We start from the raw sequence: 24,430 nt of genomic DNA, 5'->3' as shown, positions 1-24,430 counted from the left end.
GATATAATGTTAAAGTTAAGAATGAAAATTTGTATAAAATTTTGTTAAAATTGATTAGAAAAAATCCTATAAAATTTTAGCTAAAAGTATCAATCGCCTTGTTTTATAATCTTGTGGTAATTCTACATTGTTCTTTTGAGCTAAGTTTTCAGCAAAAGATATTTGCTTTTCGCTTGGTGCTTTGTTTGTTTGACTTGCTTTTATTAACTCGTCTATAAAAGCCTTTGTTTTAGCAAAGTCGTTAAAAATTTCAGTAGGCACTTCCTTGCCTTGTTCTTTGCAAAGCTTTTCAACTAATTCAATTTGCTTTTGAGAGGCTTCACTTCCTGCGTTATTTATCTTTTCAAAGTTCATCTTTGAATGCAAAGGCTTTATGAAGTCTATATATCCTATTTCGCCTTTTGTGATTGAATCAAGCAAATCTTCCATAAGCTTTGTGTATTCGCTTTGTATTATCCATTCATCTTTTTCTCTTAGCAATTTAATGACTTGAATGCCTTTTGCAGTAGGCATTATGAGCTTGTTTTTGCCTTTTGCTTTAAGTTCTACATACTGCCTTTTAAGCAGTGTAGGCAAAAAACTTGCATAGGTGCTTGGTCGTCCTATGCCCTCTTTTTCAAGTAAAGATATAAAAGAGCTTTCTTTATAAGGGCTTGGAGCGGATTTTTTCACTTCTATGCTTTCTATACTGAGAATAGTAGCCTTATCATTAACTTGTAAGCTGCTTAAATCGACATTGTTATTTTGTGAGCTTTCTTGCTCGTTTTCATCGCTTTCTTCCTCTTCTTCATTAAATATGCTTTCAAAGCCTTTATAAAGCGTTTTTTTAGTGCTTGTTGTAAATAAAGCCCCGTTAATTGTAAATTCAAAGGTGTTTATTTCAGTAATTTTATCCTTTGCTTGTGAGCAAATGGAGTTTTTATAAATCAGCTCGTAAAGTTTCTTATGTTTATCATTTAACTTTGCGTTTTCGTTGTTTGCCTTTGTAAAGATATTGTCAATTTCACTGAATTCGTGTATATGTGTTATCCTTATAGCTTCGTGTGCATCGGCTTGGCTTTGCTCACCTGCTTTATACACTCTTCTTTGATAGTATTCCTTATCTTTAAGAGCGTTTTCAACCTCGTTTAAAAAGTCCTCGCTTAAAGCGTTTGAGTCCGTTCTTGTATAAGTGATAAGCCCATTTTCAAAGAGATTTTGAGCCAAAAGCATAGTTTCATCAGGTGCAAAACCTAAAACTTGATTTGCCTTTTCTTGTAACTGACTTGTTCTAAAGGGCTTTGCGGGGCTTTTCTTGCTTTCATTTTTTTGCATTTGAGTAAAAATGGCTTCTTTTGATTGATTTAAAAAGTCTAAAAAGCCTTGAAATTCAGTTTTATCTTTTAAAATTTTTTTGCTGTCTATACTGAATTCAATATCATTGATTTGACATTTAGCCCTTGCCTTGTAAGAGACTTTTTCCTCTTCTTTTAAGGCATTAAAGGCTTGTATCTCTTCATCTTTACTGACTATAAGATTTAAAGCTGGGCTTTGCACTCTGCCTATGCTGACATTTTTATCTCCTGCTAAATTCATATATTTAGGGCTTAAAATAAAGCCTACAAGCTTATCTCCTACAGCCCTTGCCTTAAAGGCTTCAAATTCTTTAAAATTTGTGTTCGTAAAAGGCACTGCATTTTCTAAGCCTTTTTTAATACCACTTTCGGTAATCTCGTGAAATTCTGCCCTCTTAATGCTTTTTGCCTTGTTTTTAATCATTTGGTAAAACAAATAACCTATGGCATAGCCCTCTCTATCAGGGTCTGTGGCGATAATGACTTCTTTATCAACGCATTTTGAAAAGATAGAGTTCATTCTTTTTTTTGCATCTTCATCTTTAAAATCAAACTCTGATTCATAGTTTTCATAATTTGTGATAAAGTTTTTTGTTAATGTTTTAAAATGCCCTATGGTTGCATAGGTATCAAAGCCTGTAATTTTTTGAATTTTCTCTCGCTTATTAGGGCTTTCTATAATAATAATACTTTCGCTCATCGCTTTTTCCTTTATATTTTTTTATATTATTTAAGATTTTAAAATAATGTTTAAAATATATCAAATAAATATATTTATCATATTATTTAAAACATTAAATAATATTTTTAAACTATTAAAAGAATAGTTTAAAATTATTATTTTAATACCCAAAGGTTAAGGAAACCTTTGGATTTTAAACTTTATTGCACTATCTGTTCATACCTTGTTCTTTGTTTTGGACATACTCTTTTTTTGCTTCCTTTTTTATGATGATAGGCTTGAAGTCCATACCTGTTTGGGTCGCTTTTGTGAAATCCCTTAAATTCTTTAAGGTTTCTGGCAAGAGCTTACCCTCAAGCGATTTGTATTTGAAATCAAATTGTTTTTCAGCTTGAGCGTTTTTTCCTAGTATCTCTCTATTTTTGTTTAGAGATTCCATATCTAGCTCTTTGAGTTTTGTCCTGTCAAGATTATCAAATTGTGCCACATTGTAGAGCGTTACGCTTTCAAACATAGGTTCTTTCAATTCTCTTGTTTGCCCCTTGACATTCATAGCTTGTGTGCCGTCTTTTTTCATAACGGGCTGTCCGTTTTTGAATGCGGGTTCATATTGCTTGTTACCATTTGCGTCAAGTTCAGGGACAAATTCCTTTGTCTTCACTTGCACTACCTTTATGCCTTTGACATATTCTTCCTTGCCATTGCGAGTTGTGTTGCCTGTTTTTTTAAGCACACCGCCCATAATGTTGGCTTGTCTCATTGTCATAAAGATAGGCTCTTGGTAATTTTCTATTGCCATTACACTTCTCATAAGAATGTTATCTAGGTTTGTGTAAGGCTTACCTGTTGCACCGTTGTAGGGAATATTTTTGTCAAGTTCTTGTGAGCTTTGCTCTTTTTGCCAAAATACAAGGTCTCTATTGTTTTGCTCTTTAGCTACTCCAAAAACCCTGTTAATAATCCTACTTTGATACTCAGCTATTGAGTCGATTCTTTCGGCGTTGGTTTTATCCTCCCACGCTTTATAATCACTTAAAGCTGTTTGTTGTGATTGTTTTTGCAAATTATTAAAATCTGCACCCATTTTTAACATTGAATTAGTAGCATTTTTTATGCTATTTATCAAGTTATCTGCATTCATTGTAGTTCCTTTCTAATTGTTACATAATTGTTAGGTAAGTTAAAACTTCTTCATTAAAACTTACAACTTGTGGCTTAGATTGACATTCAACGCTATTCATTAGGCGTGTCGTGTTCATCGGCATATAAATCTATACAGTCGTTAAAATTGATGATTTCATCGCCTTTAAGCTTTATAGAAAAGTCGTCCATTTCAGCCACTTCTGCTGAGCTTAAAGCATTTTTTGCTTTAAGTATTTCAAGTTCTAGTGCGGTCAAGTTCTTATTGTCCATAAGACTTCCTTTCTTTGAGTATTTGGCTAATTTAGCCACTTAAAAATTACACAAAATAATCCTTAAGTGGCTAAAAATTATAATTTTCTAGCCCTAAAGCCACTAAAGCCACTGCTTTTAAATCCGTTTATATCCTTTGGTTCTTCTTTGCTTTCATAATTTTCATTGTTGGCTTTTTCTTCTTGTTGTTCCTCTTTGTTTTCATTTTGCGAAGTTGTTTCTTCACTGCTTTCATTGGTGCTATCATTTTCTTGCGTTTGATTGTTTTGAGTTTCTTCATCGTTTTTACTTTCTTCTTTATTTTCTACTTCATCTTTGTTTTCTTCTTCTATTTTGAGTGGTATTTTATCTGCTCCTTTCCACTCAGGGTTCTTAAACCACATATTCACCTTTGCTTTAATAGGGCGGTTATAATATCCGCCGATTAATATGTAAATTTGGTCGGCTGGGTTAGATAAAATATCTTGTGTGGTGATAAGCTTATAGCCCTCATTAGATACGCTATCATTTCTTTTAAACATATCAAGGTTGCCTTTGCTTTGTGAGATTTTTTGCCTTGTAAAATCCCCTACTGTTTCACTTAAAATTTTGGCATCATCAGGGCTGTTCATTCTAAATATCACTTGATAGGCTGAGTTTGCCCTAATAATCTTTTGGTCATCATCACCATAATATTTTTTAATCTGCTCGTAGCTTTGAGTGATATAAATAGGCACTAGTCCATAAGAGCGACAAAGTGCAGGAGCTTCAAGCAAATAAGGCATTTTTCCAAAACGCACAAATTCATCAAGGATAAAATAGATAAACTTGTTAGGGTCTGAGTTTTCCTTTGTCATTAGATATTTAAACAAGCTTTCTATTAATATTCTTACCAAAGGTGCTAAAACTTCAATATCCCCACTATCAATAACCACATAAAGAGTGATTTTTTCATTTCTTAAATCATCATAGTTAAAGCTCATTTTAGAAACTGACTTGGAAACTTGAGGATTAGCAAAGATTTTCATATAGGTATCATAGGTTGATTTTATACTGCCAAATTCTTGTTCGGGCGTTGCATTCCACGAGCGAAACTGATTTCTTATAAGCTCATCTACTTCTTCATCGTGGCTTACTTGTTTTAAAAAGATTTTAAAGGTGTCTTTATCATAATTTCTTGTTAATTCTCCTGTGTATTCATCTTCTTCACACGCTTCTTTTAAAAAATCGCCTTTAAGCTCGTTATAATAGTCTTTCTTGTGAGCTTGTGCTAAGTCGGCTAAGGTGGTGTGATTATATTTTTGCATATTATAAAGTGCAAAATAGGTAAATAAGGTCTTAGCAGAAACTAGCCAATGGTCTGTTTCTTTTCCTTTTTCACCTACAAAAATGGTGCTTGCTATTTGTTCGGCAAGTTTCATTCTTAAAATGAAATTTAAGTCCTTAATGGCTATATTATCAAAGGGATTAAAAAACATAGTGTTATCATCACTAAAGGGTGAAAAACGTAAAATTCTATTGTTAAACTTTTGCTGTCTATACCCTGCTGTTTTATCATAAAGTTCGCCCTTAATGTCAAGCACTACACAAGAGTTTTCTATTGAAAAAAGATTTGGTAAGGCAATACTTGCTGTTTTACCTGTTCCTGGTGGAGCTACTACCATACAAGCAAGGGGTCTTGTTGCCCTTATGAAAGTTCTTTTTTCTTTTCTAAATAATCTTTTTTTCACTAAGCAACCAAGCATTAAGCCTTTATCTTTGCTTAAATCCATTTTTTCCCAAGTTTCAGGGTTATTAAGATTTGCAAATTCTGCGTTTCCATATTCTTCCATTTCTTTATGTGAGTGCATTAACCACCATATAATGATAAATAAAGTAGGAAAGACTAAAAACAATAAACACACATAGGCTTTAAATTTCATTGCTGGGTGTCCTATATTGTTTAAGATAAGCCACGCTACATTCAAAAGTTCTTTAAAGTCTGGTTTAAAAACAAATTTAACGAGTAATAAATAAGTGATAACTCCTGCAAAAAGGGATAAAAATAAGAGCAAGAGCCACCTTTTGCCTGTGATTTTGTTGTTCATTTTGAAGTCCTTTTTGTTGTGAGTTTGATTTTTTTCATATCATTTATAAAAAAATTTTTGTAATCTTTTAAAAGTGTTTCAAGTTCTTGTAATCTTTCATCAATGTCTTTATTTTTTATGTTTATGCCCATATTTAAATAATGTGCTATTTGATTGATATTTGAGCCTATTCTATATATGTTTTCTAATAGTAATTTATTATTTTCTAAATATAAAATAAAGTTGTTTCTATCATTTAAATAATTAGTATTTAAAATGAGTTCTCTAATATAAGATGACTTAGATATTTTCATTTTTTTAACATTGTTTTCTAATATATCATATTCATTTTTGTGCATATAAATTGTTATGGTTTTTTCATTTTTTGCTTTCATAGGTTTTCAGCTCCTTTTAAATGTAAAATGTCAGTAATTATCCTCTTTTTATTCATTCTTTTTATTTGTATAATATAATCAATAGCTGTTGTAATTAATTCTTTTAGCATATTGTTATCAGGGTTTTTTAAATCACCCCCTAAGGTTATATTTGTGATAATGGCTTTTATGGCATCTTTTGGATTATTTGCGTGTAGGGTGCTTAAATTTCCTTCGTGTCCTGTGTTATTTACACGCAAAAAGCTAAAAGTATTCCTTATGTCAATTTCACCTAAAAATAACCTATCAGGTCTTAATCTCACGGCGTTATTGATAGCGTCTTGATAACCATAAATTTCATTTGTGTTTTTAGGCACGGCAAGTTGTGTTTTGTTTGGATTGAGTATGTGAAGCTCGTTTGAGTCTTCAATAGTAACCACTCTTTCATTGATATTTACTTCTTTCATTAAGGAGTTTAAAAAACTTGTTTTGCCACTGCCTGTGCCGCCGCTTATAAGCACATTTTTCTTGTTTCTTATGAGATTTCTTATCTTTTCATAATCCCAACCATAGCTTTTTACCTTATCGCTTAATTCAAAGCTTTCTAATTCAAATTGTTGTTTGTTTGGTATTCTTATACAAAGCATTATGTCGCTATTAAATAGTGAAGCTTTGTGTTGAGCTTGGACTCTGTATCTGTCATAAGGACTTGGCAATTCACAAGAAAGAGCTGGGTTTTTCTCATTGAATTTTTGTCTTCTTAGTGTGGCTAGTTGAGTGATAAAGTCATTTAAAAACTCATAATCTAATCTTTCATCTTTAATAAGCTCCCACTCATCGCCTCTATCCACATAAAGTTCTTTAGGACGGTTAAATATAAGCTCGTTTGCCTCTAGCCTTAAATAAGAATCAAGTATTCTTAGCTTGTGAGCTAAAATCATATTGATATTTTCGTTATACTTAATCATTGACTTCTTGTGCTTCTTTCTTTTTGGTTTTGCTTGTCTTGCTCTTTATATATTCATCAATATTTTTGATATTTTCTATATGTTGTCTGAGCTTGTTTTCAAGCACTTCTTTTTTCTTTTCAATAGAGGCATACTCTTTTTGCAATTTGTCAGTCTCTATTTTTAGCTTATTGAGCGTTTTTTCCTTTAAAGATGAAGTTGGATTTAAAGAAAACGCTTCTTTAAGTTGGGTTTGAAATTCTTTTGCATTGCTCATTGTTTATCCTTTGTGTTTTGGTTTTTCCTTGATATTTCTTTCCTTAACTCGCTAATATCACTATTTAATTCATTCTTTTTTCTTTCTAAATTAAATTGATTGTTTATTAGCATTCCTATTTCTTGGTATTTCTTGCTTAAAAGCTCTTGCAAGGCTTTTAAGTCAAATTTGGTGTATTTGCTTTGATTGTTCATTGTGTTTCTTCCTTTTTAATGGTTTCTTCAATCTTTGGTAAAACTTTATTTTCCATTGTTTTAGAAAATGCGATTAAGCCCTTAATTAAAATTTGGCATATTTTAAAAAAGCCTAGTCTAAGGGTTTTAATAAAAGGGCTTCCTTGCTTTTTCGCCACTTCTGTTGAGCTTAATTCGCTCGTTTCCTCTTTGATTTTTTCTTCACTCATTTTTTATCCTTTCTTAGTCGTTGTAGAATTCAGCTAACACTTCATTATTTTGTGGTTTTGGAAACCATATATGTGCTGAGGGCGTTATGAAAATTCTACTTCCTGCCTTAATTTCTATTGTCGGTTTGATTTGTCCTTGTTGTTCTATAATGCTTTCTACAAGTGTGCTTACATCTTTACTTGATTGGTCATATATGCTTTGAGTATAAACATTACCGTCTGCTTTAGAGGCTATGGCAAGTAATAAAACATTGCTTAAAGTGGATATTCCATAAGGTATTCCATACCTATCAAAGTATTTATTATTGACATTACCATAAGCCCCGCTCATACCCATATTATCACTTGTGATAGCATTTGTGAGCAAGATATTAACGCCTTGTGGTGTTATAATCTCTCTCCAAGTGATAGATAATCTGTCTTGTCCTATCTTGTTATCGTTTTGATAAAATCCTATAACCTTTGAGCCTCTAGGGATTAAAACCGCTTTGCCCATAGAGGCATAAATATCTTGTTCTACAATGGCTGTAACAGGTCCCTCAATGTCGCTACTTATAGCAGTAGTAAGCAAGGCTGGTATTAATCTACCTGCTCTTAAAGTTCTTAAAAGTTTGTGTTCGTGTGTAGCTTCATCTACATTTTTTTGATTTGAAAAGCTATCTACTCCATACCTTGAGCTAGGATTTGAAAAGGCTATGTTGGTATTGCCTCTATCCGCTAAGATAGAATCTCTTATAATACTTTTAAGATTATAAGGATAGCCACCATTAGCACCTGCATTTGCACCTGCTTGATTTATGTTATTTTTCATTTGTTGATTGAGTCTTTTTTGCTCTTCAATAAGCCTTTTAAGCTCTTCTTTTTCTTTAGCAAGGGCTTGATTTTGAGCTTGAGCTTGATTTTTGTAAATAGGATTGCCGTTTTCATCATATAAAGGGCATTTGTTGCTATCATAAAGAAGAGTTTTTAACATAGGATTGCCGTTGCAGTCTAAGATAGGGTAACCATTTTCATCATACATAATATTTTCATATCTTGGATTACCATTAGCATCAAGTATAGGGTTACCATTTTCATCTAAAAGCATTTTGCCTTTTAGAGGGTCATTTAAGAGTAAAACTTTGCCGTCTTTGTCATACAAAGGCTTTCCGTCCTTATCATAATAGACATTATCATACATAGGATTACCATTAGCATCAAGTATAGGGTTACCATTTTCATCTAAAAGCATTTTGCCTTTTAGAGGGTCATTTAAGAGTAAAACTTTGCCGTCTTTGTCATACAAAGGCTTTCCGTCCTTATCATAATAGACATTATCATACATAGGATTACCATTAGCATCAAGTCTAGGATTGCCGTTTTCATCAAGTAGCGGACTTCCTTTAAATTCATTCGTTAAGATATTTTCTTTTTTAATCACATTGCCCTTTTCATCAAACATAGGACAATTTTTCTTATCATAAACTATGTTCTTATACATAGGATTGCCGTTGCAGTCTAAGAGCATATTTCCATATTCATCATACATAATATTTTCATACATAGGATTACCATTAGCATCAAGTATAGGGTTACCATTTTCATCAAGGATAACATTTCCTTTATGCGTTCCGCTTTTGGCTAATAGCTCCTCTTGCATTTTTCGTCTAAATTCAGCTTCTTGTTTCTTTTTTATATCATCAACCGATTCATTTCCTTGTTTAGATTTATTAAAAGCTTCATAAACATTTTGTCTTGGTTTTTTCTTTCCACCCATTGCTATATAATCATCTACGGGGAATTTGCTGTCTTCAAATAAATATTCTAAATCCTTTTCTTTTGACTTAAAATGTATCAATTTATCATAGGCGTTAATGGTTTCGTTGCTGTCTTGTGTTTTATTGCTTTCATTATTATCATTTTGCAATACTTCATTAAGTAAGGCTAAGCTTTCATTATTATCTTCTTGTTCGCTAGAGCAAGAAGTTAAAAAGAATGTTAAAGCTAAGAGCAAAATGATTTTTACTGCTTTCATTGTCCATTAACCTTTGTGGTGGTTTTTCCTAAGTTATTGTTAAGATTAAAGAGCTGGTTTAAATCAAGTTCTTTGCCCCTATTTTTTTCCTCGTGAAAAATCTCAATGTCTTTTCTTTCATTGCCGTATTCATCATATTTTGATACTTCATAGCCGTCTATGATTTGCACCTTTGTTTTAGGTTCAGGCTTTTTAAATTTTTCTATAATTTCTTCTTGGTTTATTTCTTTAAGCTCTTCATTGGTAAAAAACTTTTTAAGATTTTCAGGGCTTAATTTTTCCACACAAACATAGCTTTCGCCTATTCTTATGGTGAATTTTGGAGCAACTGTTTCAACAATGACATAATTACCTATAACACGAGTTTCAATAGGGCTATCTTGCCTATCAGTTACCGTAAAGATTGCTGGTATTTGAGGCAATTTGTCTTTGTCGTATTTAAAATAGGTAAATTGTTTATCATTAAAGATTTCCTCAGCCATAAGCCACTTGTTTTTTTCAAGTGATTTTTGAATGTATTGTTCATAGATTTCATCTTTTTTTACCTTAACTTCAGCTATGCCCTCTTTGATGATAAGATAATTTTTAAGCTCTTCATCTTTTTCATCATAAATGATTACATTTTCAGGGGCTTTTGGCTTTTCCTCTTCTTTGATATAAACAATAAGATTGGGATTTTTTACTGATTTATAATCGGTTGAATAGACAAAAAAGGTGTGAAGTTTATTGTCTTTTGTAAAAACAGTTAAACTTGTATCAATGCCTATTAACAAAGGTTTTATAGCAAGAGCGTTTTTCATATTCGGTAAGCCCTCTACTTGAAAGCCTGTGCTATCACCTACTATATAGCTGTCAATATTTTTTTCAAAAATCAAAGTAGTAGCCATTGCAAAGCGTGTGTTGATAACTTGAGTTTTGTTTTCTTTGTAGGTGTGTTGGACTGTGTTTTCAGTGCCTTTATAGTTTTTGTTTAAAAATTTTTGTTGCACGGCACGCAAATTTTTATTTCTCATTGCTGATTTAATAAGTGCGATTTGCTTTTCATCAAGCTCGGCTATATTGTTAGCTACTTGATTGTAATTGTTTTGATATTGTGGGTTTTGATAAGAGTTTATCTCGTTTTGATTAGGTGTTATCTTTATGCTTGAGTTTGCAAAGTCTTTGATAGTAGAATCCCTGTCTTGTTTTCCTTTAAAGATAGATTCACCACTATTTCCCCCTCCGCTTTGTCTTATTATACTTTGAGCTTGTTGTTGAGCTTGTTTGAGTTTTTCTTCTTCTGTAAGCGAATACGCAAAGCTTGTAAAAACACAAGATATAACAATGCTTATGATGATGATATAAACAATGCGTGTTGTATAATCTATGATTTTTTCATTATTTTCCATTATTCTACTTCTTCATTTAGTATTAAGCCTTGCAAATCTACTTCTGTTAAGGCATATTCATCAACTATAAAGCCTGTTGGATTGCTTGGTAAGCTGTCAAAATTAATCTTTTGTTCTTTAAAATTATATTTGAGCGTGGCTCTATACCTTTTAAAGTCTTTTTTCATTTCGCCTGTTCCTTCTTGTATGATAGTGGCTATAAAATCAACTGTGGCTACATTTTCGCTTAAAATTGAGCTGTTGATGATTTTTATTTCTCTATAAATATTTTGAGTAGAGTATATACTGCCACTTTGAGAAACTAAGGCTGCAAAAGTATTCCACACTTTATGAATGCTTTGCAACCTTACTTCTTCATATCTTTCTATATCATCTACTCTATTTATGGTTTCTCTTTTTTTCACATACCCTGCAATTATGCCTTTAAGTAAGGCTTCATCGCCTCTTATGTCATAATTTGCTGGTGCAACTCTAACGAAATTTGTATGTGGTTCGCTAAAAAACACTAGGTAAGGTTCTTTTTCTTTTAATGGCATAATCACAATTAAAAGAGCTATAAGAGCGATGATGATTAAGGCAAAAATAATGTTGAGCAAAAAAAGATATTGTCTTAAATTTCTTTCCATTGCAAAGATAAAGTTAGGGTCTTTTTTTTCATCATTAAAGGTCATAGAATCATTACTTTGTGTCATTTTTAGCCTTTGTTCTTTGTGATTTTTATGATTTCATAACAAGCACAAGGACTTGTATAATCAATAGGTTTTGCTTTATTAGCCGTGCTACAAGCACTTAAAAATAAAGTTGTTAATGCTAGTAGAATATATTTTGTCATTTTTCGTCCTTTTTATAGTTTAAATATCTTTCTCTCCACTCGTTTGGATATTCTTTTTTATAGTTTTTGGTAAGATTGACATCCTCTCTTTCGCTTGAAAAAATCCTCAAATAATTGCCTAATCTTGCAAAATTAACACTTAAAATAGCCGATTGATTTATGGTTGCTTGTTTGTAAAGAATTTGCCTTGATTCTTTTGGAGCATTTTTCAAAAAATCAACTTCGCTATTTGTAAGTCTTAATTCTTTTTGCATAATTTCAAGCGATTTTGAATTTGAGGTTGGAAAAATAATAAAATTAGTCATTGAGGACATAAAGCTATTGTTTTTCTTTACTGTTTCAAAAAAATCTAAATTTTGCACTCCCATAGTCATCACTCCGCCCATTTTTCTTATTTCAAGTATGGACTGAAGTATGTTTTCAAGCATAGTTTCTTTTCTTAGATAATCCTTTAATTCATCAATAAAAATAAAAAAACCTTTGTTTTGTTCTTTGGATATATTTTGCACTTTGTGAAAGAGATATAAAGCACTTAAAGAGGAAAGTTTTTGGTCTTTTAAGATAGTATCCATATTTAAAATGGATAATTGTTTCTTAAAATTTAAGGCATCTTCTTCATTATCAAAAAAGCTTTTAAGGTATTTTTCATATCTTTCGTGTATGAGGGTGTTTTGTTCATTAGCATAATGTAAGCTAGAATAAAACTCGCTTAGAGTAGCGATTTTATCATTATGTTCTTTATCTACTCCTGTTCTTCTTAGCTGGTCTATGGTTATTTTTATAAGCTTTTCAAGCTCTATTTCCTCAGGTCTTTTTTCAGCATCCACATTGCCCATTTTGCAAAAAAAGGTATTTAAAAAAAGATTATTTTCAGGGGTATTGGATAAAGAAAAAGGATTAAGCTTAAAGCTATTTTCGGTGTTTTCCTCGTTAAAATCGTGGTATTCACCCCCTATATAGTTGGTAAAATTATACATACCCTGAGCCTTATCCATAGCAAAGATATTAATGTTGTATTTGAGTAAATTCATCATCAAAAACTGCATTAGGGTGGTTTTACCATAGCCTGTTCCGCCTATGATGAGAGTATGTCCTGCTGCACCTACTCTGTCGTGTTCGTGCAAATTAAATAAAAACGGTGCCCCACTTAAATGTTGAAAGGTAGTTATAGGCATATTGCCCCACGCATTCTTTTTAAAGCCTAGATTATCGCTTTCAAAGGTAGCAAGTGTGGCAAGATTTTTGCCTTGTAAGCTTCGCATTCTTGCATTAAGATTGCCTCTACTTGGAAAGAATGAGAAAAATAAAGGGTTTTGATTAAGTGTTTCTTTAATGGCTACTACGCCTTGATTTTCAAGTAAGCCTTTGATATAATCGCTTATTTGATTTAATTCATCTAAGCTATCAGCTTCTAAAAACACTGAATAAGAAACTAAAATCATATTTTCTCTTTCACTTTTTAGCTCTTGTATGTAAAACTCTAAGTCCATTTTAAAAGCATCTTGTGTAAAGGCTTTTATGTCTTTAACCTTTTTGATAGCCTTTTCTTTGGCTATGCTCTCACAATGTATAAAAAGTGTGAATTCAAGGTTTTCATTGAGCAAGTATGAGGATATAAGGCTAGTAATGCTGTCGGTTTCATAAGATTTAATACTTATGAATCTTGCATATTTTTCTTGTGTAACATTTCTATGAAAAATAATATAGTCTTTTTTAAATTCGACATCGCTTGTTAAATAACAATCAGTAATGAGCTTGTGGCTATATTTGAGATTTGTTTTTTGACAATTTGCATAAGTAGCAAATATATTGAGTAAATCATCAGCATTGATGAGTTCAGGCTTATAATCAGCTAAATCACTGAGCAAATTTGTTTTTAGCTCATAAAGCTTTTTAGCTTTAAGATTTAAGGCGGTTTTTAAATTTGTTTTTTGCTGGTTTTTATCTTGCTCGGTGGTTGTTTTTTCTTTTACACCTTCAAAAAAACCTGCTATGCTTTTGGTTTTTGTTGAGAATACTAAATAATATTTTGTTTTATACACTTGTATCTTTTTTTCCCACTTTTCAATGATTTCTTTGGCATAAAAATTATTAATGCTTGAAGTATCATTTTCTATTTCTAAAATTTCTTTTTTAGCGATAATATTCATTTCTATATCATCGTTTAATCTTGCAAAAAAGCGATTTCTTTTTTGTGCAAATTCAATCTCTTCTTCTTCATTAACAGCTGCATAAGAAAGTCCCTCTAATTTAACCCCCATACAAAGATTAAAATCCTTTGTAGTGATAAGAAATTCATCATATTTACACATAATGTTACTTTCTTGTGCCATAGAATAAATTTTAGGTTGAAAATTAAAATTAGCAAAAAAATCATTAAAAAATTTCTTCATTTTTGTAAATCCTAAGCATAATATTTTGTAGATTTGATTTTGTTTTTAGAGCCTATAATGGTGTAAATATCCTCATCAAAATACTCTAAAAGCCAAAGCAAAGTGTAGAGAAAAATTGCCACAGGAATAGCCCAAAGAATTAACATAAACCAAGTTAAAACGCTTATAATGGCAAGAGCTAACCAAGAATTATTAGTCAGTCCATAAAACTTTGATTTTTTTGTTAATTCTCTATGGCAATATGTCTCTAACATTTTTTGCTCCTTTTACATATACGCGGCTGATATACCATAAATTAAAGAGAGAATAATCGTAATGATTATAAAGGCTTTCATATTCTCTTTAAATCGTTCTGCATTGCCTATGTAAAATGCAAACATAATGATAACCCACGCTACGCCGACAGTGATTGAAAAAGTATTAACCACCCCCATTATAGTTTTCATTGTGGAGTTAAACTCTGCATCGACCTTTCCTTTTAATTCGCTAAGAGGATTAGCACAAAATGCAAGTTGATTGAAAAGCAAGAAAAATAAAAAAAGGATTTTATTTTTTGCCTTTGATAAATGATTACTCATTTTCGTTCCTTTTGAAAGATTTTTATGTAATTTTAAGAAAAAAAATATTGTGAGTAAAATAAAATCTATGTTAAAAAAAGCCCCGCAAAACTCTATATATTAAGAAAGTAATTTTATTTAATTTTATTTTAAGCTAAAATGATATAAAAGTTCTTTGATTTTCAAAGTTTTATGTAGTAGTATTTTGCGGGGTTTTTCTATTAGGTATTTTTAAAAAGTTAATCAACATAAAAAAAATTTTTTTAAAAAAATTATTGCATTGAGTTTAAAATAGATTTTACATTAAGTGAATGAGATTTTGCATTGCCTTAAATAAAAAATTGCTTTTGTGTTTAATGATAATTTTACATTGAGTAAAAATGAGTTTTGCATTGAGTTTAAAACAAAAGTTGCTGTTAAGTCAAATAAAATATTGCATTGAGTTAAGGAAAATATGACAAGCAAAAAAAATGAAAAATAAGGCTTTTATTTTACTCAATTTTAAAAAAAATTATTTGCTTTGTTAAAAGCATTTAATTTTTCAAATCTTAAAAAACCTTGTTTTTTTGTTTTAAAGCACTATGTAGTAGGGCTTTGCTGCAAAATACCTATTGGGTTTTTGCGTATCCTGCTACACAACTTATACACAAGTATTGATATATAGATATTTGCTACTATTGACATAAAAACTTGCTTTAAAATATAATTTTGCAAAATAAAAAATCTATAAAAAAGGGGTAAAAGTTTGTTGCAACTTTCAAAAGAGGAGATTAAAGAGCTTTACAAAGAAAGAAACGAAGCCTTGTTTTTTGATTTTAAGCCCTTAAAATCTAAAAAAATCTTTATCAAGCCTAATAAAGTCATCATTGATAAGCCTAGAGAAATCTGTAATCATTTTATCAGTGTTGGCTCTTTTTTAAATAATTACAACGCTATACAAAAAAATGCTCCAAAAAATCAATATTGGGGGACGGGTAATTCAAAACAAGTGGTGATAAAAACTTTAAGCAATTTAGATAGATTTGGTGCAAAAAATGCCCTCTCTTATGTCATAAGAAATTCAAGCAATGATTATGCAATCAATCAAGACGGTGAGGAAAAATCTTTAAATGAGATTATGAGTGAGTGGAGTAAGGATTTTTCACATAAAAAAAACTCAAAAGAGGTTATGCACTTAGCCTTTTGTATTAACGAGGATATAACTGAGTATGGCTCACCTGAAAGGAGCTTAAAAAAAGCTGTTGAAGCTGTAATGCAAAAAAACTTTTTTCTCTATAAATACGCAATCGTTATACACACTCATCAAAATAAACTGCATGCACATGTTTTGTTGAATAAAAATAATATCATCAATAAACAAAAGTTTCATTTAAACAATGCTGAGTTTAAGCCTTTTTTTAATCAATTAAGAAATGATTTTGCTCTTGCCTTAAAAGCAAACGGTCTTAAAAACTATGTCAATCATTACAAGATAGAAAATGAATTAGCATATAAAGCAAAAAGAGTGAGACTTGATAATTTTGAAAAAAACTTCAATGTTTATAAAGAATATAACAAAATGGAGCTAAATTTAGAGAGAAAATATAAGCTAAAAGATAAAAAATGCGAAATGTTTTTAAAAGATATAGATTTATTAAGAGCAAAGGTCGAGGAGTGCAAAGAAAAATTAAGCGAGTTAGATAGTGAAAGAAAATCAAATATAGAAAATAAAAACTTTGATAAAACTTGGAGTAAAAGATTTAATGCTATGGTTGATGAATTAAAAAATAATTACGCATTGATTAAAGATAAATCAAAAGAAGTAAAAACCCTATATAGAGAAAGTTTAGTTTTACAAATGCACATAAGAAGAATACAAAAAGAAAAATATTGGTTCGAGCAAGAGCAGGATAAAGAATTTTCCTCTCTTATTGAAAAGAAAAAATACCTAGACTTTATCACAAATAACCTTGAAAGAAAGATTTTAACAAAGAGTGAGCTTAATTTAAAGATTAAAGATATACAAAATGAAATATTGTTAAGTGAAAACTCTACAAATGAAATTTTAAAAGAAAGAATCAAAGCTTCAATCTTAACAAGTTCAGTTCTAGGAAAGAAAAACAATGCTTTTGCACTCACAAGAGCTTACAAGGATTTAGAAAAAAACTTATTCTTGCTTAAAGGCAAAGAAGAAGCAATGAGACATAGCATTACACATACAGGTGAGGAAATAGATGAGGCTAATTTGTTTTATAATGGCTACATACAAAGATTGGAGGAAAATAAAAACTTCGTGCTTGATTTAATTCATCAAAGATTTTTACTCTTGCAAAAAGAATTAGAAAGAAAAAAAGAGGAAAACAAACTCAAAAGCTACAATGTCAAAGAATTTGAAATAACAAGTAAGTTTTTAGACAAAAAGAATGACAAAGATATAGAAAGGCTTTATGAGCTTGTCATAGACAAAAAAGATGAGCCAAAGATAAATGCAAGTGAAACTTATAGTAGTGGCGGTGGCAACAAACAAGAAACAAAAACACCACAAGAAAACAAGAAAGAGCCACATAAACACAAAACAACCACACAAACAAATGAAAATCAAAGAAGTCTGTAATATAAAGCCTTTTAAGCAAAAATTAAGAATTGCCTAAAATTCTTAAATTCAAACTAAAAAACAAAAATTAAAAATGAGGGGTCTATTTTTAACAAAAACAATCAAAGAGGATAAATGATATTAACAAAAAAATAAAATCGATTTATGAGCTTCCTAGATAGCTTAAAATTGATTTTTAAAAACTGATTAAATCTAAAATTACAATTTACAATGAAAAAGACAAAAAAAGCAACAAACAAGTTTAAACATTTTTCAATAAATAAATCAAAATAAGAGTTTATCATAGTTTAACTAATCAACAAACTTTCAAAGAATGAAAACACAATAAAATAAAAAAACAAAAAAGACTGAATGCTTATAAATAAATACTTTCTTAAACAAAAACTTTTTAAAGCTATTGATAAAAGAATATTTAAACAAACAAAACTAAATCAAACAATGATAAATAAATACTTTGCTTTTAATTAAACTTTCAAAGAATGAAAACACAATAAAATAAAAAAACAAAAAAGACTGAATGCTTATAAATAAATACTTTCTTAAACAAAAACTTTTTAAAGCTATTGATAAAAGAATATTTAAACAAACAAAACTAAATCAAACAATGATAAATAAATACTTTGCTTTTAATCAAAAAATTCTTTTTTTTCTTTTTTGCACATATTATAAAGAATTAATAAATTAAAGAAATATAAATTAAATAATATTCTTGCTTAATAATCAAGTAAATAAATTTTAATAATTAATTTCTCCCCCCTTTTAAAATTTACTGTTCTTCATTTTTTTTAATAGGTATGAGCATTTTTTTTAAGAAATCTCGTTACAAGCCTATACAATCATACTTTGAGAGATTTTTAAAATAAAACAATGTTTCGTCATTTTGCGGACTATGTTTCGTCATTTTGCGGAAGTTTTATAAATATTTATTAAATAGCTTTTTAGCAAATGCCTATAAAATAGGGTTTAAGTTTTTTTTAATTTAAGCTAATATTAAGATAATGTTTCGTCATTTTGCGGCTTAGAGAAATCTTAAATTAATCGATTTATAAGCATATGAATACTTCTTAAGTTATTTTTAAGTAGCTTAAATATACTAAAAAACTTTATTCTTAATTTTTATCTTTGATTTTTAGCTACTTTTTAAGTAATCAAAATTTCCGCAAAATGACGAAACATACTCTCATTTAATATAGCTATTTGATAGACAATGTTTCATTTTATTTACCATTTTTTCAATTTTAAACGAGATTGTAAATGAGCATTAACAATTCAACGATTTTCTATCATTATGGCTTTAATTATGATAGAGCGTGTTACATTTTTTGAAGTGAATATTGATATTTTAGGGATTTGAGGGCGTTTTTATTTGTTTTTTAGATAAAGCTTTTTTACGCAATTTAAAAATTCTAATTCTTTTTTCAATCTTTCATTTTCTTGTTTGAGTTTTTGTAGTGTTGCTTGACTTATTTCACAATCATTGTTTTTGTTTAACTCTTGCATTTTTTTAATCTTTGCTGCTTGTTTAACTAAGCCCTGAGTATAAATAGGAAATCTATTCTTATAAACCCATACTTTTATGGTATTAAAGCTTATATTTAAAATTTGAGCTAATTCTCTATAACCCTCAAACCCATTCTTCTTTAAAAGCTCTTTAAACTCTTCTTTGCTTAATTTTGCATTGTATGCTACTTTCATTCTTTGTTGTCCTTTTTTCATATTTTTAAACAAGGTTATTTTATCTTATTTTAGTTAATATAAAAATATTTTTTTAAAAGAAAAAAATTATTTTAAGTCTTTTGTTAATCATTTTTTTATATAATTTTTTTAATAATTTTAAATTAGTAAAAAAAGGAGTTTTTATGATTGTTACAATAGCTAATGAAAAGGGGGGAAGTGGAAAGAGCAACATAGCCATTAACCTTGCTATCAAGCTTTTTTCTATGAATGAGGACCTTTTGCTTGTGGATTCAGACCCACAAAACAGCATTAGGGTTTTTAATGACATTAGGGTTAAAAAAGAAATCCCTTTAGGCTTTAACTGCGTTAATGTCTTTGGAGATAGCCTTTCATCTCAAATAAGCCTTTTGCAAAACAAATACAAGTCTTTAATCATTGACACAGCAGGTAGAGACTGTGATGAGATGAGAGAGGCACTTTCAATCAGTGATATTTTAATCATTCCTACCTTGCCAAGTGATATTGACATAGCGGTGTTAAACAAAATGATAAAGCTTTATAGTCAATACAAGCATTTTAAGAGGGATTTAAAGGCTTTTATTGTCATTTCTAAGGCTTCACCTAATCCAGCCTTAAAAGATAAGATTAAGGCTTTAAAAGAGTATATTGAGGACAAAAAGATTGAGGACTTAAAATAAGCTCAGCCGTTCTTTATGAAAGGGAGCTTTATAGAAATGCCTTTTCAAATGGTATGGGCGTGATTGAGTTTGCAAAGAAAAATGACAATGCCTTAAAAGAATTTGAGGCTTTTTTCAAGGATTTTGTGAGCTTTGCTAACAATAAAACAAAGATAAAAAAAGGAGCTTAAAATGTCGGTTTTAAAAGATAAAAAGAAATTTGCCTTTGTTGATGATGAGAGCATAGATACAAATGAAATGCCTAAGAATCTACAAGAGCTAAATAAAGGCGGTAGAGGCGTCAAAAAAGATGAGAATCAAAAAAAATCAGGTCGTCCTTTAAAAAATGATGAGGATAAAAGAGAGTCTTTAATGCTTTATCTTACAAAAGAGCAAAAAGATGAGCTTAGATTAAGGGCTAAAAACGCTAATTTGCCTATGAATGCTTATATAGTGGTTAAATTATTTGGAGTGAAATAAGGGGCTAAAAAACCCCTTATTAAAAGTTATCTTCTACTTTCCAGCAAGTGTAATTAACAGGTTCTTTCCTGTAAAATTCTTTTTTATAATATCTATCTTCTACTCTATCATACCGTCCTTTTTCATCTTGTGGTAAGCTATTATAAGTTTTTGCGGTGCTAAAAGTGCCATTATCTATAATAGCCACTTCCTTTGTGAATTTTTTACTATTTTCTAATTTATAATATTCAGCCTTTGAAATTTTAACACCTTTAAAGCCTTTATTCCATTCATCTATGGTGTAAAATTCACTTGTAGGACAAGTGTAAGTAACCTTTTTCGTAGAGTATTTGCCATTAGTTAAAACAGAGCAAGCATTGGTTATTTGAGGATTGACTCTAATGCCTCGTATTTCTTTTTGATATATCATATCTTGGTTATTATCAGGGTCTTTTCCCATAACATTTTCATACCCTATAATTCTTCTTTCAACCCTATTTAATTCAGCCTCAGTGCATTCACCGTCAAGCATAGCCGCACTTTTTATACCCTCGTTTAAATCAACTACTTCATAAGAACCTGATATACCTGCACTACTTGCTACATTATTGGCTTCTTGTGTTGGACAAAGTTTTAAAAAGTCTTGTCTCTTTTTAAAGGTATTAGCTGGATTTTTATAATCTTTTACAGCAAGGTATTTCTCATAGTATTTTTTACACTCACCCTTTGTTTGTCCTCCTAAAATACAAAGCAAAGCTCCACACGCATCCATAGCTTCATCTGCAAGAGCCCCGCTTGTAAAAATACTTAGAGCTATTATAAGATTGAGATAGATTTTTTTCATTGTTTATCCTTTATTCTATTGTTACAAAGGCTGGAAAGCCATATTCATTCATTTGAGCTGGTTCAAAGTTTTCAGCAAAGCTTTTAATGCTGTCTAGCTCCTCTCTTTTTACTACCTTAGGTGTATCTTGTTTAAAAGATTCAGTATTGTAGGTATTTGATTGAGAGGCTTTTTTTTCATTAGCGTTCATACTTGCTATGTTTAAAGATAGCTCGTATTGCTTTTGAGTGATTTCTAAAAGCTTTAAAAGCATAGTGTTTGTAAGTGCTGTTGATTGTTTGGTGTTATTTTCTCGTGAAAGTTGATTGGCTAAGGTTTTTAAATCCTCATCAAATTTAGCCCTTGAATAAGGATTACTTGTATCGCCTTCTAAGTAGTTATCATACATAGTTAAGAGCTTGGCACTTTTTTGATTGTTGGCTTGTTGATTTAAAAATCTTTGAGCTTGTTCTAGCATACTGATTTTATGTTCTAAATCTGTTCTTTTTTGAAGCTCTGTCTCTACGCTTAGTTTATCTCTTTGTTCTTGCAATTCTTTTATGGTTTTTAAGATAGCGTCTGAGTTTGCTGTGGTTATACACGCATTAATCTTATTTGAAAGCTTTTTATCTACCTTGTTGATTGTTTCTTTAAAATACTTAGAGTTTTGCTCTAAAAAGGAGCATACATTGGTAATGTCTGCTGTTTCTTGGAAAGTGTCTTCTGGTATTTTGGTGTTAAGATTGTTTAAGGTGCTATCAATTAGGGTCTTTGTTTGTCCTAAGATTTGATTCCAGCTTATCCCTATACCTTGTTCGCTCATTTGCTTGACTTGGTTTTGATATTGTTGCAAGAGGTGCATATTTGACTGTAAGCTTTCTTGGTAGGATAGAATGCTTTGAGTTAAAGAGCCTACATCTATGGTAGGTATGCCTGAGGCAAGGGAATTATTAACTAAAATTCCACTTGCAAATACCGCTAAAATAGCTTTTTGTGTGAATTTTTTTGTGTTTTTCATTGTGAGTCCTTTCTATCTTGTGTTTTGTTGAGTTTGTTGAATTTTATTCATTGTTTGAATGGTTTTTTGAATGATTGGGTTTTGGTTTATGTCTAGGTGTTTGAGTATTGGCATTTGTTTTAAGTCTATATTATTTTTGCTTAGATAATTTTCGTTTAATGATTTCATTTTAGGTAAATACTCTTTGTTTAAAATTGTATTGATTTGTTCTTGTTGTTTTAATATTCTATTGAGCAAGTATTCATTAGCTTCTGTGAGGTTTGTTTTGTATTCTTTATTAAAAATTTCAGCTGCTTTTATTAATATGCTGCATTCTTTTTCTAATTTTGATATTGTTATTTCTAATGGTTTTTCATAATCGTGGTAAAAATCTCTATTTTGTGATATTGCCATTAATTGAAAGTTTTTATATTCTTGTGAATTGATTAATTTTTGGTAACTTTTATCTCTTTCTTCTTGTGGATAGTTAAAAAATTCATCTTCTGTTTTTAGATATTCATTTGTTGCTGTTTTTCTTTTTTCTCTTTGTTTAGCATCGTATATTTGAGTAGAAAGACTAGATATTGTTTGGTTTTTTTGATATGTTAGCTCTTCTATTTTATTGTTAAATTTAACTTCATCTAAATATGTTTGTGCGTAATCTATTTTTTGTTCTTTACACTTGTTTATTTCTTTTTGTATTTTTTCTATATGAGATATTTTGTATGGAATATCTTTTATACATTCATCTACATATGATTTTTCAACGATTGCATATACCTTATCTGCAAGTTCTTTTATATTAATATCTTCGTTAATGTTTTCTTCTTTTAAAACTTGTAAAACACTTTTCACTCCATCGATTTCATATTTTTTTTCAAAATCTGCTCTCATTAGGCTTTCTTTGATAGTCATATTAAGATTTTCAGCTGAAAATTCAAATGTTACTAAATAATCATTAAGAAATGAATTTTTACTGTTTAGATTTATATTTTCTATATTACTATTGCAAAATTTGATAAATTCTTTTATGTTTCTATCATCGAGGCAAAGTTCTAAATCGTCATAGTTTCTATTTTCTGTGTAAAAGTTTTCTTTTAATTTTTTAAAAAATTCTTCATTTTTCATTACACACTCCTTCCTCTATTTTGTTCTTGTGTTTGTTCTTTACCATTGATAATTTTTGTTATTTCCTTAAACATATTAGGATAGTTATGTTGAAATTCAGGTGTTTCATTCATTATATTTTTATAGATTTTTTGGATTAGGCTTGTGTTTTTGTCTAAATTCAAAGTAGTGTTTCTATCTTTCATAAGCTTTCTTAATTCCTTGTAGTATGTTGCTTGTTTTACAAGGTTTTGATGATTTTTCTTTGATTCTTTTTGAGCTTCGTATATGTCTTTTGTGAGCATATTGCAAAGTTCTTTACCTTCTTTTGTCATTCCAACTTGTTTAAGCACTTCATTCATTTTCTTGGTATAAGAGTTTATTTTATTTTCAAGCTCTTTCATCTTTTCTTTGTTGAATTTTCGGTTTTTTTCTATATTTGAGGATTCTTTCATTCTTTTGTAGATATTAATGAGGTTTTTATACACCTCATATACATCCTGTGCTGAGGCAATTCTTCCTACACTTTGGGATATATCTTCCTCGCATTTATCCTTTTGTTCTTTTAAAGCCATAGCCTTTTCTTTAAGATTTTGCAATTCTTGTTTTTCTTTTGCAAGAGGGTCTTCTTGTTCTATGTCATCGCCACTGAATTTAGCTTCTTTGTTGTTTGCCTTTGCTTGTTCATCAAGTAGCTTTTGTTTCTTTTGAATTTCTTCTTCTTTGTCTGCGATTTCTTTGGCATTTTTATTTAAGGCTTCACCTAAATTATCATTTAATTCTCTATTTTTGTGCAATTCGTTTAAATCCTTATTGCCCTTAATAAATTCATCATATTCTTTTAAAGAGCTTTCATACATCATTTCTTGTTCAAAATTTGTAAAGGTTCTATCTTCTTCTATTTCGTTTTCTTGTGAATTTTCTTGTTCTTTAGTTTCTTTGTTAGCCTCTTTATTTGTTCCACTTTCTTGTGGATTTTCATTTTTTTCGTCCATTTTTTTAGCCTTTCATAAATTTAATTTCATAAAATAGCATTTTTTGTGAAAAAAATCTTGTTTTTTTTATGTTAAAAAAAGCCCCGCAAAACGCTATATATTAAGAAAGTAATTTTTAAAGACAAAAAAAGTATAAAGCTTTGAAAAAAGTTTTTTAATTTTTTTAAAGTCCATAAAATAGCGTTTTGCGGGGCTTTTATGTTGGGTATTTTTGTCTTTTAAGTCAAACATAAGTTTTATTTTGTTAAAATTGCCACATTAAAAAGGTAAAAAATGTGTCAAGTAAGCTACGCAACACCCCTTTTTACCACTACTTTAACTTGGCACAAATACTCCCTTGCGGAGGGGGTTTTTGCTTCGCAAGGCTTGCAACCCGTTGGGTGGGGGTGGGTAAATTCAGCATTTGAATTTTCAATTTTTGAATTTTGCAAAATTTGTGAATT

24 protein-coding genes are annotated in these 24,430 nt (G+C 30.0%); 3 read left to right on the top strand and 21 right to left on the bottom strand.

The features are described from left to right. Window positions 1-66 precede the first annotated feature (66 nt). The 16 genes from DMC01_RS09095 to DMC01_RS09025 all read right to left on the bottom strand — a co-directional run bounded on the left by DMC01_RS09095 (window position 67) and on the right by DMC01_RS09025 (window position 14,680). Entirely contained in the window at window positions 67-2,034 is a 1,968-nt protein-coding gene (locus DMC01_RS09095; RefSeq protein ID WP_142693917.1) for a type IA DNA topoisomerase, read from the bottom strand. Between the two features lie 190 nt (window positions 2,035-2,224). Continuing rightward, window positions 2,225-3,157, bottom strand: a complete 933-nt coding sequence (locus DMC01_RS09090) for an ArdC-like ssDNA-binding domain-containing protein (protein WP_142693916.1) — start codon at window positions 3,155-3,157, stop codon at window positions 2,225-2,227. 92 nt (window positions 3,158-3,249) lie between these two features. Next, the gene (locus tag DMC01_RS09085) at window positions 3,250-3,429 is read right to left on the bottom strand and encodes a hypothetical protein (RefSeq protein ID WP_142693915.1); all 180 of its coding nucleotides are present in this window, start codon (window positions 3,427-3,429) and stop codon (window positions 3,250-3,252) included. 77 nt (window positions 3,430-3,506) lie between these two features. Then, a complete protein-coding gene (locus DMC01_RS09080; RefSeq protein ID WP_142693914.1) occupies window positions 3,507-5,495 on the bottom strand; it encodes a type IV secretory system conjugative DNA transfer family protein in 1,989 nt (662 codons plus the stop codon). Next, window positions 5,492-5,869, bottom strand: coding sequence for a plasmid mobilization protein (locus DMC01_RS09075; RefSeq protein ID WP_142693913.1), 378 nt, complete (start codon window positions 5,867-5,869; stop codon window positions 5,492-5,494). Before DMC01_RS09075 ends, DMC01_RS09080 begins: the two co-directional genes overlap by 4 nt. After that, entirely contained in the window at window positions 5,866-6,816 is a 951-nt protein-coding gene (locus DMC01_RS09070) for an ATPase, T2SS/T4P/T4SS family (protein WP_142693912.1), read from the bottom strand. The genes DMC01_RS09075 and DMC01_RS09070 overlap by 4 nt, the downstream gene beginning before the upstream one ends. Further along, window positions 6,809-7,072, bottom strand: a complete 264-nt coding sequence (locus tag DMC01_RS09065; RefSeq protein ID WP_142693911.1) for a hypothetical protein — start codon at window positions 7,070-7,072, stop codon at window positions 6,809-6,811. The genes DMC01_RS09070 and DMC01_RS09065 overlap by 8 nt, the downstream gene beginning before the upstream one ends. Then, entirely contained in the window at window positions 7,069-7,266 is a 198-nt protein-coding gene (locus tag DMC01_RS09060) for a hypothetical protein (RefSeq protein WP_142693910.1), read from the bottom strand. Before DMC01_RS09060 ends, DMC01_RS09065 begins: the two co-directional genes overlap by 4 nt. After that, window positions 7,263-7,475 (bottom strand): hypothetical protein, encoded by a 213-nt coding sequence (locus DMC01_RS09055; RefSeq protein WP_142693909.1) that lies wholly within the window; start codon window positions 7,473-7,475, stop codon window positions 7,263-7,265. Before DMC01_RS09055 ends, DMC01_RS09060 begins: the two co-directional genes overlap by 4 nt. A gap of 13 nt (window positions 7,476-7,488) precedes the next feature. Then, window positions 7,489-9,489, bottom strand: a complete 2,001-nt coding sequence (locus DMC01_RS15220; protein WP_246059154.1) for a DNA type IV secretion system protein ComB10 — start codon at window positions 9,487-9,489, stop codon at window positions 7,489-7,491. Further along, on the bottom strand, window positions 9,486-10,877 hold the full coding sequence (locus DMC01_RS09045) for a TrbG/VirB9 family P-type conjugative transfer protein (RefSeq protein WP_142693908.1): 1,392 nt from the start codon (window positions 10,875-10,877) through the stop codon (window positions 9,486-9,488). The genes DMC01_RS15220 and DMC01_RS09045 overlap by 4 nt, the downstream gene beginning before the upstream one ends. Then, window positions 10,877-11,569 carry a VirB8 family type IV secretion system protein gene (locus tag DMC01_RS09040; RefSeq protein ID WP_246059153.1) on the bottom strand — a complete coding sequence of 231 codons (693 nt, stop codon included), beginning with the start codon at window positions 11,567-11,569 and terminating at the stop codon, window positions 10,877-10,879. Before DMC01_RS09040 ends, DMC01_RS09045 begins: the two co-directional genes overlap by 1 nt. 2 nt (window positions 11,570-11,571) lie before the next feature. Continuing rightward, window positions 11,572-11,709: a hypothetical protein gene (locus tag DMC01_RS13595; protein ID WP_185908844.1), complete on the bottom strand. Its 138-nt coding sequence runs from the start codon at window positions 11,707-11,709 to the stop codon at window positions 11,572-11,574. Then, complete coding sequence (locus tag DMC01_RS09035; RefSeq protein ID WP_185908843.1) at window positions 11,706-14,021, bottom strand: VirB4 family type IV secretion/conjugal transfer ATPase; 2,316 nt, start codon at window positions 14,019-14,021, stop codon at window positions 11,706-11,708. Before DMC01_RS09035 ends, DMC01_RS13595 begins: the two co-directional genes overlap by 4 nt. A gap of 92 nt (window positions 14,022-14,113) precedes the next feature. Next, window positions 14,114-14,356 (bottom strand): VirB3 family type IV secretion system protein, encoded by a 243-nt coding sequence (locus tag DMC01_RS09030; protein ID WP_142693906.1) that lies wholly within the window; start codon window positions 14,354-14,356, stop codon window positions 14,114-14,116. Window positions 14,357-14,368: 12 nt separating this feature from the next. Continuing rightward, window positions 14,369-14,680, bottom strand: coding sequence for a hypothetical protein (locus DMC01_RS09025; protein ID WP_142693905.1), 312 nt, complete (start codon window positions 14,678-14,680; stop codon window positions 14,369-14,371). Between the two features lie 724 nt (window positions 14,681-15,404). Here DMC01_RS09025 and DMC01_RS09020 point away from each other — a divergent pair. Next, window positions 15,405-17,252 (top strand): relaxase/mobilization nuclease domain-containing protein, encoded by a 1,848-nt coding sequence (locus DMC01_RS09020; RefSeq protein ID WP_142693904.1) that lies wholly within the window; start codon window positions 15,405-15,407, stop codon window positions 17,250-17,252. Window positions 17,253-18,614: 1,362 nt separating this feature from the next. Here DMC01_RS09020 and DMC01_RS09015 read toward each other — a convergent pair. Next, window positions 18,615-18,947, bottom strand: a complete 333-nt coding sequence (locus DMC01_RS09015) for a hypothetical protein (protein ID WP_142693903.1) — start codon at window positions 18,945-18,947, stop codon at window positions 18,615-18,617. Between the two features lie 164 nt (window positions 18,948-19,111). On the opposite strand from DMC01_RS09015, the gene DMC01_RS09010 reads away from it, so the two are divergent. Both DMC01_RS09010 and DMC01_RS09005 read left to right on the top strand, forming a co-directional pair. After that, window positions 19,112-19,627 carry an AAA family ATPase gene (locus DMC01_RS09010; protein ID WP_142693902.1) on the top strand — a complete coding sequence of 172 codons (516 nt, stop codon included), beginning with the start codon at window positions 19,112-19,114 and terminating at the stop codon, window positions 19,625-19,627. A 171-nt stretch (window positions 19,628-19,798) separates the two neighbouring features. Beyond that, window positions 19,799-20,086: a hypothetical protein gene (locus DMC01_RS09005; RefSeq protein WP_142693901.1), complete on the top strand. Its 288-nt coding sequence runs from the start codon at window positions 19,799-19,801 to the stop codon at window positions 20,084-20,086. A gap of 19 nt (window positions 20,087-20,105) precedes the next feature. On the opposite strand, the gene DMC01_RS09000 is transcribed toward DMC01_RS09005, so the two are convergent. Genes DMC01_RS09000 through DMC01_RS08985 form a run of 4 tightly spaced genes read right to left on the bottom strand, consistent with a single transcriptional unit; the run spans window position 20,106 to window position 23,987 of the window. Beyond that, window positions 20,106-20,909 carry a TrbM/KikA/MpfK family conjugal transfer protein gene (locus DMC01_RS09000; RefSeq protein WP_142693900.1) on the bottom strand — a complete coding sequence of 268 codons (804 nt, stop codon included), beginning with the start codon at window positions 20,907-20,909 and terminating at the stop codon, window positions 20,106-20,108. Between the two features lie 10 nt (window positions 20,910-20,919). Beyond that, complete coding sequence (locus DMC01_RS08995) at window positions 20,920-21,906, bottom strand: TrbJ/VirB5 family protein (RefSeq protein WP_142693899.1); 987 nt, start codon at window positions 21,904-21,906, stop codon at window positions 20,920-20,922. Between the two features lie 12 nt (window positions 21,907-21,918). Further along, window positions 21,919-23,013: a hypothetical protein gene (locus tag DMC01_RS08990; protein ID WP_142693898.1), complete on the bottom strand. Its 1,095-nt coding sequence runs from the start codon at window positions 23,011-23,013 to the stop codon at window positions 21,919-21,921. Beyond that, window positions 23,013-23,987 carry a hypothetical protein gene (locus tag DMC01_RS08985; RefSeq protein ID WP_142693897.1) on the bottom strand — a complete coding sequence of 325 codons (975 nt, stop codon included), beginning with the start codon at window positions 23,985-23,987 and terminating at the stop codon, window positions 23,013-23,015. The genes DMC01_RS08990 and DMC01_RS08985 overlap by 1 nt, the downstream gene beginning before the upstream one ends. Between the last annotated feature and the right edge of the window lie 443 nt (window positions 23,988-24,430).

The sequence above is a fragment of the Campylobacter troglodytis genome (assembly GCF_006864425.1).
GTDB lineage: Bacteria > Campylobacterota > Campylobacteria > Campylobacterales > Campylobacteraceae > Campylobacter_D > Campylobacter_D troglodytis.
Note: the sequence above shows the minus strand (reverse complement) of the source record. Positions and strands in the feature narration are given on the sequence as shown.

Coding starts and splice junctions, on each gene's coding strand:
- DMC01_RS09095 (WP_142693917.1), bottom strand. CDS start 2,034: ATGAGCGAAAGTATTATTATTATAGAAAGCCCTAATAAGCGAGAGAAA.
- DMC01_RS09090 (WP_142693916.1), bottom strand. CDS start 3,157: ATGAATGCAGATAACTTGATAAATAGCATAAAAAATGCTACTAATTCA.
- DMC01_RS09085 (WP_142693915.1), bottom strand. CDS start 3,429: ATGGACAATAAGAACTTGACCGCACTAGAACTTGAAATACTTAAAGCA.
- DMC01_RS09080 (WP_142693914.1), bottom strand. CDS start 5,495: ATGAACAACAAAATCACAGGCAAAAGGTGGCTCTTGCTCTTATTTTTA.
- DMC01_RS09075 (WP_142693913.1), bottom strand. CDS start 5,869: ATGAAAGCAAAAAATGAAAAAACCATAACAATTTATATGCACAAAAAT.
- DMC01_RS09070 (WP_142693912.1), bottom strand. CDS start 6,816: ATGATTAAGTATAACGAAAATATCAATATGATTTTAGCTCACAAGCTA.
- DMC01_RS09065 (WP_142693911.1), bottom strand. CDS start 7,072: ATGAGCAATGCAAAAGAATTTCAAACCCAACTTAAAGAAGCGTTTTCT.
- DMC01_RS09060 (WP_142693910.1), bottom strand. CDS start 7,266: ATGAACAATCAAAGCAAATACACCAAATTTGACTTAAAAGCCTTGCAA.
- DMC01_RS09055 (WP_142693909.1), bottom strand. CDS start 7,475: ATGAGTGAAGAAAAAATCAAAGAGGAAACGAGCGAATTAAGCTCAACA.
- DMC01_RS15220 (WP_246059154.1), bottom strand. CDS start 9,489: ATGAAAGCAGTAAAAATCATTTTGCTCTTAGCTTTAACATTCTTTTTA.
- DMC01_RS09045 (WP_142693908.1), bottom strand. CDS start 10,877: ATGGAAAATAATGAAAAAATCATAGATTATACAACACGCATTGTTTAT.
- DMC01_RS09040 (WP_246059153.1), bottom strand. CDS start 11,569: ATGACACAAAGTAATGATTCTATGACCTTTAATGATGAAAAAAAAGAC.
- DMC01_RS13595 (WP_185908844.1), bottom strand. CDS start 11,709: ATGACAAAATATATTCTACTAGCATTAACAACTTTATTTTTAAGTGCT.
- DMC01_RS09035 (WP_185908843.1), bottom strand. CDS start 14,021: ATGTGTAAATATGATGAATTTCTTATCACTACAAAGGATTTTAATCTT.
- DMC01_RS09030 (WP_142693906.1), bottom strand. CDS start 14,356: ATGTTAGAGACATATTGCCATAGAGAATTAACAAAAAAATCAAAGTTT.
- DMC01_RS09025 (WP_142693905.1), bottom strand. CDS start 14,680: ATGAGTAATCATTTATCAAAGGCAAAAAATAAAATCCTTTTTTTATTT.
- DMC01_RS09015 (WP_142693903.1), bottom strand. CDS start 18,947: ATGAAAGTAGCATACAATGCAAAATTAAGCAAAGAAGAGTTTAAAGAG.
- DMC01_RS09010 (WP_142693902.1), top strand. CDS start 19,112: ATGATTGTTACAATAGCTAATGAAAAGGGGGGAAGTGGAAAGAGCAAC.
- DMC01_RS09005 (WP_142693901.1), top strand. CDS start 19,799: ATGTCGGTTTTAAAAGATAAAAAGAAATTTGCCTTTGTTGATGATGAG.
- DMC01_RS09000 (WP_142693900.1), bottom strand. CDS start 20,909: ATGAAAAAAATCTATCTCAATCTTATAATAGCTCTAAGTATTTTTACA.
- DMC01_RS08995 (WP_142693899.1), bottom strand. CDS start 21,906: ATGAAAAACACAAAAAAATTCACACAAAAAGCTATTTTAGCGGTATTT.
- DMC01_RS08990 (WP_142693898.1), bottom strand. CDS start 23,013: ATGAAAAATGAAGAATTTTTTAAAAAATTAAAAGAAAACTTTTACACA.
- DMC01_RS08985 (WP_142693897.1), bottom strand. CDS start 23,987: ATGGACGAAAAAAATGAAAATCCACAAGAAAGTGGAACAAATAAAGAG.